Source organism: Arthrobacter sp. SlRoot2-15 (assembly GCF_059739345.1).
Genome location: NZ_AP046058.1, coordinates 2,024,794 through 2,036,115, shown reverse-complemented (window position 1 = coordinate 2,036,115; position 11,322 = coordinate 2,024,794). Strand labels below are relative to the sequence as shown.

The window sequence follows — 11,322 nt, the reverse complement described above, 5'->3', positions numbered from 1 at the left end:
TCAGGCGTCCTTTCGGTTGGCGGTGACCAGGAGCCACAGGAGGAAGGGTGCACCCAGCGCGCCGGTAACGACGCCGACGGGCAGTACGGTCCCACTGAGCACGAGGGGTGCGAGGTTCGCCGCAAGGAAATCGGCGGCCAGCACGATCAGCATCCCGGCCAGGGCGGCCGCCGGCAGGCTTGCCTTGTTGACAACGCGGCGGGAGATCGGACCAGCGAGGAAGGCCACGAAGGCGACGGGTCCGGCCGCCGCGGTTGCCACGGCGGCCAGGCCCACTGCGGTCACGACGACGGCGAGCCGGGTGCGGCCGACGCGGATGCCCAGGCCCGCCGCGGTGTCGTCGCCGAGTTCGAGGATGCGCAGCGGCAGGGCGAGGACGGCCACGCCGGGGACCAGCACGAGCAGGGCCAGGCCGAGGACTCCGGCCCGCTCCCAACTGGCGGCGTTGAGCGAGCCGTTGAGCCAGACGAGCGCGTCGGCAGCGGTCCGGATGTCCGCCCGGGTCATGAGGAAACTAACAACGGCCTGCAGGGCGGCCGCGATGCCCACGCCGGCCAGGATCAGCCGGTTGCCCGCCGCGTCCCCGCGGCCTGCCGCCGCACCGAGGGCGCCACGCCGGGAAATTGCGTAGATAAGGGCGGCGACGCCGAGCGCCCCCGCGAGGGCCGCCACCGACACGACGGCCCCGGAGGCGCCGAAGACCACGATTGCCGCGACGGCCGCAGCGCTGGCGCCGTAGCTGATGCCGATCACGTCGGGGCTGGCCAGGGGGTTGCGCAGCATCGTCTGGAACAGGGCGCCGGAGAGGCCGAACGCCGCACCGGTCAGGCCACCGACCACGGCGCGCGGCAGCTTGTCTTCCATCACGATGAAGCTTGCGCCCGGGATCTTGGCTCCGCCCGTGAGGTGCGCCGCCAGAATCCTGAAGAAGTCCGGGATGGTCACGGTGTAGCTGCCCAGCAGCACGGCTGCGGCGAAGACGCCCACCACGGCGAGGGCCAGGAAAGCAGTGCGGGTGGGCATACGGGCTGGCTTCCCGGTTGCGGGTGCGGCACTCACAGTCCGGCCCCCTTGCTCCGGCGGACCAGCCAGATGAAGACCGGCGCACCGGCAAGCGCCGTCATAATTCCGGCCGGAACCTCGCCCGGCAGCAGGATTACCCGGCCGGCGACGTCGGCCGCGAGCAACAGCACGGGGGCCAGGACCAGGGAGAACGGCAGGATCCAGCGGTAGTCGGGGCCGGTCAGGAAGCGGACGGCATGCGGAACCACCAGCCCCACGAACCCGATGGGCCCCGCCAGCGCAGTTGCCGAACCGCAGAGCAGAACGACGCCCAGGGCGGTGATACCCCGGGTCAGGCCCACGCGCTGGCCGAGGCCGCTGGCGACGTCGTCGCCCAGGGCGAGCCCGTTGAGGTTCCGTCCCGCCCCAAGCACAATGGCCGTGCCGAGCAGCAGGAAGGGCAGCCCGGCGTGGATCGTGGACCAGTCACGCCCGGCGATCCCGCCGACCTGCCAGAAGCGGAAGCGGTCCAGGCTGTCCTGGCTCGAGACCAGGATGACGTTCATGAGTGAATACAGTCCCGCGCTCAGGGCGGCGCCGGCCAGGGCCAGCTTCACCGGCGTCGCACCGTCCCGGCCCAGCGACGCGATGACGTACACGAGGGCGGCAGCCGCGGCGGCTCCGAGGAACGCGAACCAGATGTATCCGGACAGCGAGGAAATCCCAAACACATATATGCCGGTGACGACGGCCAGGGCTGCGCCGGCGTTGACACCGATGATCCCCGGGTCAGCCAGCGGGTTGCGGGCAACCCCCTGCATCGCCGCCCCGGCGAGCCCAAGGGCCCCGCCCGCGAGCAGCCCAAGGACGGTGCGGGGGATCCGGGCATGGACGACGGCGTGGTCGCCGTCGTCCGGATTGAACGCGGCCAGCGCCTGCCCCACTGTCCCGATACTGAGGCCGCGGGCGCCAACGGCCAGGGACGCGGCGGCCACGAGCCCCAGTACGACGACGGCGGCCACCAGCCAGGCTGCCCGGCGGGCACCCGAAGCGCCGGCCGGCGCCGGTGCCCCCGGCGCCGCCAAGGCGGCGGGCGCTGGGAGGCGCGCCATCGTCGCAGGCATGCTCATGGGACGGGTCCTACTTTCCGGGGCCGGCAGCTTTGTCCCCCGCGCCCGCCAGCTTCGGCAGGAAGGCGTCCAAGGCCCAGGGCAGGCTCAGCGGGGAGGACGCCGAGATGGACAGCGTCAGGGTGTTGTCGGAATCGGCGACGAGGGCGCCGTTCTTGACGGCCGGAATCTGGCCCAGCAGGGCGTCGGCTTTGATGGAATCCGCTGCCTTCGCATCGGGGACCCAGCTCACGAAGACGTCCGAGCTGAGTTCGTTGGCCTTCTCGGCCGACCACGGGATGAAGAATTCCTTGGAGTTCCCGGACTTCTCCGCCACGACGGGGGCCAGTTTCATGCCGATCTCGCTGAGGAAGCGCGGGCGGTTGTCATTGGCAGTGTAGATGTTGATGCCGTCGCTCTTAGCCGGCTCGAGGTTGCCGTAGATAAAGGTCTTGCCCGCGAGCTGGGGGTACCGCGAGACCTTGTCCTTAATGGCTCCTTCGGTGTCGGCGATGAGCTTGGACGCCTCCCTTTCCTTGCCCAGGGCCTTGCCGATCATGACCGTGGAATCCTGCCACGACGTGCCGTAAGCGACCTCGGGCTGGGCTACGACGGGCGCGATTGCGCTGAGCTTTTTGTAGTCCTCCGCGGTCAGGCCCGAGTAGGCGCCGAGAATGACGTCCGGGTTGAGCTTGGCGATCTCGGTGAAGTTGATGCCGTCCGCCTCGGAGTACTGCGCCGGGGCCTTCCCCGATCCGAACCCGGCGCCGAGTTTGTCCAGCGCTGCGTCCTTCCAGGGCGTGGACCCCTTGGCGTTGCCGCCCCACTCGTTTTTGGGCATTCCTGCCGGGACCACGCCGAGAGCGAGGGAGACGTCGTCGTTGACCCACGAAACCGTCACGACCCGCTGCGGCTGGTTTTTGATGGTCGTCTCGCCGAAGACGTGCTTGATGGTCACCGGGAACGCCGAGCCGGCGGCCGGGGCGGGGGCAGCCGCCGTCGACGACGCCGGGCCGGTGGAGCACGCGGTCAGGCCGAGGCCCAGGGCGGCAATGAGCGCGGCGGCCCGTACGGCGGTCTGGGGTCGGGGGCGGCGGGCGGTGCGGCCGGAGGGGCGCGGGAAGTCGGCGGAAGCCACGGAACTCCTTAGGTAAGTGATGCAAACCTAAGTAAGGCTAGCCTATCTTTCGCATAATTACGAAAGGTTTGGGTACCGTAATTATTTCGGCTGGAGCGCGTCCCGACGACGGCATGAAAACTAGACACGCGTCATGGACGTTTGCAAGGATGGGCGCGGCCGGCGAATCGGAACCGGCCCTGGAAATTTTTTGATGGGGAGTGAGCATGGGCATCGCCAAGATGACTGTTGCCGCGGTTAGCGGGGTGGCCGCTCTGGCCTGCACCGCGGCCGCACAGTCGCCGGCCCTTCCCGGACCCTCGGGTACCGCCGCGGCCTGATCCCGCGGTAGCACCCGATTTCACCCGGAGTCACAGTCCGGCAGAGCCCTGCCTATTTCCGCCCCGGCGCGCTAATCAGCCGTCGGGCCGGACCAACCGATTCCGAAAGTCACCCCCGTGCAAAAAATCACTGCCCAGCAGATCCGCTCCTCCTTAATCAACGCAAGCCGGTCAGAAGCCGCCAAACTCAATTTGCCCAAGAACTTCGATTCCCTGGACTGGGAGCGCCTCGACTTCCTCGGGTGGCGGGACGGGAAGATGCCGCTGCGCGGCTACCTGGTACTGCCCGGCCAGACCGGCCCCACCGGAATCATGCTCCGCGCCCCGGAAGGCGGGGCCAAGAAGAACCGTGCAGTCCTGTGCGAGCTCTGCCGCGACCTTTTCTCCAAGGACGACGTCGTGCTCTGGGTCGCCAAGCGGGCCGGACAATCCGGCCGCAACGGCAACACCGTGGGCACCCTGATCTGCGCCGACTTCGGGTGCTGCGGCAACGTCCGGGTGGCACCTCCGGTGAACGAGATCAACCCGGACCCCGCCGCCGTCGTGCTGCGGCAGATCGACGGCCTGGCGGCGCGCACGGTCCAGTTCCTGGAGCGCGTGCGGGGACAGTAGCGCCGGGCACAAGCAACGCGGGGTCACTTACCGCCCATCACCGGGGGATTTATGGGCGGTAAGTGACCCCGCGTTGCTTGGGAAACTGCAGGCTCAGCGCAGGACGATGTCCACCGGGTTCGCCTCGGACCGCCAGCTCCCGCCGGAGCCGGGGCCCGGGGCGATCACCGGGGCCGTGAGGACGCCGGAGCGGTTGGTGCGCTTGTCCCGCAGGATCTCGGTGACCGAGCCGAGGTGCCTCGACAGGTCGATCACGTTTTCCGGCGCGGCCAGAAGCAGCTGAAAGCCGAATTCGTGCAGCGCCTTGATTCCGGCGCCGGCGAATTCCTCCGAGGCGAGCACAAAGGCCTCGTCCATCATCACCGTGCCGTAGGTGGTGAAGCCCTGCTCGGCGATGCCCAGTTGGTAGCTCAGCGCAGCGGCCATGATGAAGGCGGTGAAGCGTTGCCGCTCGCCGCCGGACATCGAGCCGGTGTCCGCGTGCATAAAAACCTCGGTCCGTTTGCCGCCGCGCTTCGCTGCCTTGGAGGCCGCCGCCTGCACCTCGCGGTGCTCCTTACACTGGATGAACAGGTGTCCGCGGACGTCCAGCACCTCGGCACGCCAGCGCCGGTCCTCGGGCGTCTGCGAGCCGAGGCGCTTCACGAGCGTTTCGAGCGATTTGTAGCGGTTGGTGAGCTCGGCGTCATCGTCCGGGTCCGTGCCAGTGGCCGGCGCGGCGGCTTTCCCGGGCCGGACGTGCCGGACCTTGAGCGCGTTCTGGATGGCGTCCTTGAACTGCTTGGCGGTGGCGGGCAGCGTCTGCTTGATGTCGAGTTCCAGGAAGCTGCCCTCGTGGAAGTTCACCTCGGAGAGAATCCCGTTCAGCGGCAGGATGCGGCTGGTGATGGAGCGGCGTTCCTCGTCCAGCAGGTGCAGCAGCGTGGAAAAGGATTCGTGCGTGCGCTGGTTGAAGAACTGCCGGAACTCGGCCTCCTGCGCAGGCAGGCCGTCGCTGACGATCGCGTGGTAACGGGATTCGAACTCGCCCGCGGCGCCGATCGACGTGCCGTGGTCGGCCGAGATGGCCGTGCCCCATTCGCGGACGAAGCCCTCGAAGATCCGGGTGAGCCGCTCCGAGGTGGCCTGCCCCCGCGACTCGGCCGCGTGCAGTTCGGCCAGCAGCCGGGTCCGAACCTGGTTGGCGAGGTTGTCCAGTTCGTGCATCTCCAGGACCTCGCCGAAGTCCGCGAAGTACGGTTCCAGCGCGACGGCGGTGGCCTCCGACGGCGGCGACTGCTCCAGCCGCGCCCGCGCGGCGTCGAGCAGCGAGTCCGCCGTGGTCAGCTGCGAGTCGAGGGCCTTGTATTCACTCTGGAGCACAGCGGCGGCCTCGGTGCTGGACTGGTGTTTGTGCCGGGCAACCTCGATGTTGGCGCGCAGCGGTTCCAGGTCCGCCTGCGCGGCGAGGGCATCCTTCAGCCGCTGCTCGATCCGCCCGAGCTCGTCCGCGGCCACCGCGGCCGAGACGTGCTCCCAGGGTCGGTGGTCCTCCGCCACGCGGCGCAGCGCCTCAAGCTGCCGGGTCATGCCCTGGTGCGACTCTTCCCGGCTCTGGGCCAGTTCGGCGGCCTTGGCGAGTTCCTGCTGGAGGTCCTCCACCTGCGCGGCGACGAGTTCAAGCTTGGCGGCGTTGTCGAAGCCGAGGACGTAGTCCTGCCGTGAGGTGAAGCGGTCGTCCTTTTCCACAGTGTGGCGGTTGCGTTTGACCACGCCGCCCAGGCTCAGGCCCTTGTCCAGCCGGGCCAGCTCGTCCGGGTCCTCCACGCAGGGGTAGGCGAAGTCCAGGGCGATCCGCTCGCGGATCCACTCGCCCGCCTCGGCGGCCGGACCGGCGGTGAGGATGTCCAGCTTGGTCAGCAGGTCGCCGTCGGCCGCGTCCTCCACGGCCAGGGCCCCGCCGGCCAGCGGCTTGGAGACGTCGACGGCGCGCAGGGCGCCGCGGACGGGATGGTCGTTCAGGTAGCGGGTGACGGCGGCGAAGTGCTCGCCGGGGACCAGCAGTGTGGTGGCAAGGCTGCGCAGCGCGCGCTCGGCGGCCGGCCGCCACTGCTCCTGGCCCTCCGCGAGGTCGATCAGTTCGCCGCCGAACGGCATCTGCTCCTCCGGGACGCCGGTGGTCGCCGCAATGGCGCTGCGGTTTTCGATGCTCGACGGCGGCAGCAGCGACTTGCGCGTCTTGAGCGAGACGAGTTCCTGCTGGGCTGCGGCGAGCTCCCGTTTCCTGGTCGCGTGGCCGTCAAATGCCTCGAAGCGGAGTTCCTTGAGCGCTTCCGAGTCATCCTTGAGCTCGGCCGAGCGGGCGGCCGCATGTTCGTGCGCCTGCTCCCAGCCGGCGGCGGTCCACTGGAGCTCCAGTCCGGCGTCGGTCAGGGCCTTGCGGGCGGATTCCTCGACCTGTTGGCGGAGTTTGAGGCCCACCCGGGCGTTTTCCAGCGACTGCTCGATCGCGGAGATCGCGTTGCCGCCCTGGTTGTTGTAGTCCGCCTCGAGCTGGCGGAGTTCCTTGGCCAGGGAATCCCGGACGCCGCGTTCGGCGCCGAGTTCCTTGGCTTTCGCCTGGGCCAGCGCCTTGAAGCGCTCCAGCGTTTTCTCGTGCACGGTGACGGCCAGCTGCTGCTTGTAGGCCTCGAATTCCTCGCCCGCGAGGTCCCGGAGCCGGTTCGCGTCGAGCAGGGATTGGGCGTATTCCTTGTTCAGCCCCGGGACGGGTGCCAGCTGGTCGCGCTGCTGCCGGACGTCCTCGAGCCGCTGCCGGATGGACATCAGGTTGCTGAACTCCTCGACGACGTCGTCCGCGGCGGCCAGCGTGGCGGGCGCGTCCAGGACCTGGTCGCGGAAGAAGGTGTTGACGCTGCCGCCCAGGCCCTTGCCGGCCTGGATGACGCGCAACAGCGGCAGGGCCTGGTCCGAGTTGATGCCGAGCAGGCGCCGGAACCGTTCCGCGAAGGCCTTGTGCACGTCGAAGATCTGGGCATCCGGGAAGATCACATCCAGCGCCGACTTGGTAAAGCGCTTCTCCGCGATGCCCTCGACCGCGGCCAGGTCCAGCGGTTTGTTGTCGATCAGGTAGTACCGGCCGACGCTCGACTCGGTGCCGTTCTTGGGCAGGTCGAAGAGCGCGGAGATGGTCACGCGGGTTCCGGCGGCGTTGTCGAAGGTCAGCGCGACGGCGGACCAGGTCGCCCCGGGCCGCTGGAACGCGCTGGCCGAGCCCTCGCCGACGGCCTTGTCCCCCACCTTGCCGCGCATGTACGTGAACGTGGTCCGCTTGTCTTCCACCGCACCGCCGGCGCGCTGCGCCGCGGCCTCGTTGGACCGCGGACGGGCGTCGAAAACCCGGAGCATCGCGTCGAACAGCGTGGACTTGCCGACGCCGGAATTGCCGGTCAGCAGGGTGCCGTTGCGGTCCACGTGCATCGTGTGGGCGCCATGGAACGTGCCCCAGTTGACGACCTGGACGAGGGCGAGGCGCATCTGGCCGGGGTTGGTGAGCTCGCCCATTGGCAGCATGGTTGCGATGCTCACTTGGCCTCCTCCGCATCGTTGCTCATGGCATTTTGGTCGCCTTCAGCGGTGCCACCGGACACATGCTCTGCATGCTCGCTCGTTCCTCGCTTAGACGCATGCTGCCGCATGTCCCCGGCGTCACCGCTGTCGTTCGGGTTCAGGAGCGACGGCGGCGATGCCGCCCAGGGAGTGGCATCGGGCCTGTCGGAGCCGGGCGGCTCGCTGCTTGCAGCGGAGCCGCCCGGCGAAGGGGCGGGGGCGGCATCGCCGTCGCCGCTTTCGTCATCTACGGAACTCTCGCTGTCGAGGTCGAGGAGGGGTTCGGTGCCGGCGGGGTCGGTGGAGGCGGCTATGAGGGATTCGATTTGGGCCGGGATGTCGCCGATGTTTTCGAAGGGGAGGGCCAGGGGGAGGGCGTTGGAGATGGTGTAGACCTCGTCCAGGCCAGTGGTGAGGAGGAGCTGGCGGGCCAGGAGCTTGGTGATGGCGCGGTTGACGACGTCGGAATCGCGGAGGGCGTCCTGCTGGCCGGCGGGCTGGTAGTGGGCCACAAGGTCCGCGATTTCCTCGCGCGTGATGGTGGGGTCGGTCTGGGCGGTGACGTGGCGGTCCAGGAGCAGGCGCAGGCGCAGCAGCACGATGGTTTCCACCCGGCTCAGGGCCCGCTGCTGGCGCAGGATGCTGGAGCGGGTGCTGCCGCCGATCGCTTCGGGGTCCACCGGGCGCAGCACGGCCACCTTGCGGTCGTGGTCCAGCTGCAGCGTCAGGAAGAGCTCGGAAAGGCGGCTGCGCAGGATCAGCTGGTTGTCCAGCAGGGTGGTCCAGAGTTTTTCGTCCCGGCCGCCGTCGATGTACGGACCCTTGAGGAGCTTGACGAGGGCCTGGCGGACCTTCATCGGGAGCACGCCGGTGTCCCCCGGGAAGAGGGCTGCGCCGTCGACGAAGGTGTCGCGCGGGGTGACGGTGAAGGGGGCAGCGTGGACGTGCTCCGGTTCCGCTGCCGCCGTCGTGGTCTCTTCGGTCATTGTCAATCCTTCTTGAGCGTGACGACGGGCAGGTACGCGGTGCGCGTGGAGCCGTCGATCTGTTCGAAGTCCAGCGGCGCCCAGGCGCCCCGGTCGAAGCCGGCGCCCTGGTGCAGCGCGTGCGAGAGCAGCGCGCGGATGGAGTTGATGTGGCGTTCGGTCTCAGGGAGCTGTTCCCAGGCCTCGGTGAGCGTGGACGCCCCGGCGGCGGCGGCGCGGATGGCCTCGGGGCTGGCCTTGCCGGTCCGCGGCGAGCGCACCCGGTCCGAGTCGCTGAACGCGATCGGGTCTGCCAGCTTCGGCGGCGCGGCGAACTCGTCGGGGTCGAAGAGCTTCACCATGGCCAGGGACTCGAAGCCGGCGTTAAAGAGCACCGGGCCGCGGACCAGTCCGGGGCGCTCGCGTTCGTAGGGCAGCGAGCGGATCGCCTGCTCGGCCTCCCGCAGGACCTTGCGGAGCCGGACGGACTGGCGGTAGTCGTCGCTCTGGACGTAGGTGTTGAGGCTTTCGCTGAGCTTGCCGTAGATCCGCTGGATCTGGCTGTGCTGGGTGCGCAGTTCGGCCACGAGGTTCTTCAGCGTCTCGCGTTCGTCCTGGCTGAGCTCGTCGGCGAACTGCCGGCTGAGCACCTCGCCGATCGCGGAACGGAAGCGGAGCTGCTGTTGCGGGTCCTCCAGGAACGCGGTGAAGGACCGGAACGTCCTGCCTTCCGGGCTCTGCCGCAGCCGCTTGTCCGCCTCCAGCACCTGCGCCATGGTGGCGCCCTTGCTCAGGGACTCCTCGATGATCTGGTTGCGGAGCTCGCCCACCAGCTCCTCGATCCGGTCACGCATCTTCTTGTAGTCCGCAGGCAGGCTCGCGGCGAGGTCCAGGATGTTCCCGGCGGCCTCCACGGCCTCCTCGTCGTCGAGCAGCCCGTCGAACTCGCCGGAGCTGATTTCCTCGATCAGCTGGCGGCGTTCGCCGATCTCCTCCTCGAGGGACTCGAGCCGGGCGCTCTGGTCCGGGTTGGTCTCGTTGGCGAGCTTTTCGACGTCGCCCAGCAGTGTGCCGAGCCGGGAACCGTTCAGCGTGGAGCGTTCGCTGGAGAGGCTGTCCAGGAACGCGAGGACTCGGGCCGCGGGCTCGGTGACCTCGTAGACGATCTGGCCGGACTGGTTGCGCCGGGTCAGGAAGTTCCTGCGGGTCCACTCGTCGCCGAACCCCTTGCCGTTGGCGGAGCCACCCAGCCCCGGGTCCTGGCGGCGGAGCTGCTCAAGGAAGGCGTCGACGTCGGCGTGGAACTGTTCCAGCGGAAGCTGCGGCCGGGTGCGGGTGAAGGATGCCTGCAGCACGGCGATCACCCACGGCGCCGAGCGGGTTAGCGCCCACGCAGGCCCCTTGGTGAGCAGTTCAAGGTCCCGGAGCCGGGCACTGATGGCGTCGGCGGAGGACACGGCGGAACGGGACACGCAGTTCTCCAATCGCTGCCGGGGAGTGGGGTCGGGCAGCGGATCAAAGAAAAAACTGCCAGCTCCTAGGTTAACGCAGGGTGCGGGGAAAAACCGTTGAACCTGCGGCGCCGCGGGAGCACACTGGGAGTACCACGTGGGAGGAGACCGTCATGCTGACCAAGACTGCATGGATCATAGGAGCGGCGACGACGGCGGTAGTCCTGGGCGGCGCCACGGTGGCCGTCGCGGCGGACGGCCTGCTGGGCCCCGGCAACCCGGTACCCGGCGTGAGCATCGCGCCGCAGCCGGACGACGACTCACACGATTCCGACGCGGACGACGCCGGCCTGGCGCCCCTCACCGGCGGGGACCGGGACCAGGCCGCGAGCGCGGCCCTGGCCAGGGTCGGGCAGGGCAGCGTCACGGAAGTGGAGCGGGAAAACGACGGCAGCACCGCCTACGAGGTGAAGGTGCGCCTCGACGACGGCCGGACGGTGGAGGTCCAGCTCGGGGCGGACTTCCAGGTCTTGGCGCAGGGCGCTCCCGAGACGGACGACTGACGTCCCCGGGTCCAACGAAGGCGCCGCCAACGCCGGCGCCGCCCGTTACGCCTGTTGCTGGTGAGGTTTCCGCGACCTCTCTGTGACCTACGCCCGGGTAGCATTTCGATCCCGTATCAAGACCTTCCGACGCGCCCCGCGACTCTGGCTGGGCCCCCTTCCGGCGCCCTACGCTCGGGCTACTGATTCAGCCGAAGCGACGGTGCAGGAGGAAGAATGCAGTTCGATCTCAGCACGGTGGAAACCGCCACCATGGTGTTCTTTGGGACCCTGGTGTTCGCCCTCCTCCTGACCTTTTTCATCACGACGGCGGCGTTCGCAGCGCTGGCCCTGCTGGGCGTCGGCCGGCTGGCCTGGTTCATTGCCGCCAGCCTCCTGCTCGGCGCTGTCCACGGCATCAACCACGCCTGGGATCGGCTGGCCCACCACGCCGGCGCCGTGGAGCTCCCGGGCGATTTCCCCGGCGACCTGATAGGGCAGCCCTCCCCTAGTACCGGCACCTACCCGCGGGTAGTATTGCGGGACAGCTGAAGGGTCCACCACCCGCGGCGGATCCAGGGCTCGAGCCGGCCAA

General features: G+C 69.1%; 8 protein-coding genes and 1 pseudogene. 3 read left to right on the top strand and 6 right to left on the bottom strand.

The annotated features are described in order from the left end of the window. Genes AC6I9V_RS09300 through AC6I9V_RS09290 form a run of 3 tightly spaced genes read right to left on the bottom strand, consistent with a single transcriptional unit; the run spans nt 1 to nt 3,165 of the window. Nucleotides 1-1,023, bottom strand: coding sequence for a FecCD family ABC transporter permease (locus tag AC6I9V_RS09300; RefSeq protein ID WP_497899198.1), 1,023 nt, complete (start codon nt 1,021-1,023; stop codon nt 1-3). Between the two features lie 32 nt (nt 1,024-1,055). Continuing rightward, nucleotides 1,056-2,132, bottom strand: a complete 1,077-nt coding sequence (locus AC6I9V_RS09295) for a FecCD family ABC transporter permease (RefSeq protein ID WP_497899197.1) — start codon at nt 2,130-2,132, stop codon at nt 1,056-1,058. 10 nt (nt 2,133-2,142) lie between these two features. After that, nucleotides 2,143-3,165 (bottom strand): iron-siderophore ABC transporter substrate-binding protein, encoded by a 1,023-nt coding sequence (locus tag AC6I9V_RS09290; protein ID WP_497900293.1) that lies wholly within the window; start codon nt 3,163-3,165, stop codon nt 2,143-2,145. Between the two features lie 521 nt (nt 3,166-3,686). On the opposite strand from AC6I9V_RS09290, the gene AC6I9V_RS09285 reads away from it, so the two are divergent. Next, nucleotides 3,687-4,181, top strand: a complete 495-nt coding sequence (locus tag AC6I9V_RS09285) for an FBP domain-containing protein (protein ID WP_497899196.1) — start codon at nt 3,687-3,689, stop codon at nt 4,179-4,181. Nucleotides 4,182-4,274: 93 nt separating this feature from the next. Here AC6I9V_RS09285 and AC6I9V_RS09280 read toward each other — a convergent pair whose 3' ends face one another. From AC6I9V_RS09280 to AC6I9V_RS09270, 3 genes and pseudogenes are all read right to left on the bottom strand, one after another. Further along, entirely contained in the window at nt 4,275-7,748 is a 3,474-nt protein-coding gene (locus tag AC6I9V_RS09280) for an ATP-binding protein (protein WP_497899195.1), read from the bottom strand. Between the two features lie 239 nt (nt 7,749-7,987). Then, nucleotides 7,988-8,755: pseudogene (locus AC6I9V_RS09275) on the bottom strand (DUF4194 domain-containing protein); the annotation flags it as partial. A 2-nt stretch (nt 8,756-8,757) separates the two neighbouring features. Further along, on the bottom strand, nt 8,758-10,206 hold the full coding sequence (locus tag AC6I9V_RS09270) for a DUF3375 family protein (RefSeq protein WP_497899194.1): 1,449 nt from the start codon (nt 10,204-10,206) through the stop codon (nt 8,758-8,760). 152 nt (nt 10,207-10,358) lie between these two features. Between AC6I9V_RS09270 and AC6I9V_RS09265 the strand changes: the two genes are divergently transcribed. Continuing rightward, a complete protein-coding gene (locus AC6I9V_RS09265) occupies nt 10,359-10,748 on the top strand; it encodes a PepSY domain-containing protein (protein ID WP_497899193.1) in 390 nt (129 codons plus the stop codon). A gap of 216 nt (nt 10,749-10,964) precedes the next feature. Continuing rightward, nucleotides 10,965-11,279, top strand: a complete 315-nt coding sequence (locus AC6I9V_RS09260) for a hypothetical protein (protein ID WP_497899192.1) — start codon at nt 10,965-10,967, stop codon at nt 11,277-11,279. Nucleotides 11,280-11,322 lie beyond the last annotated feature (43 nt).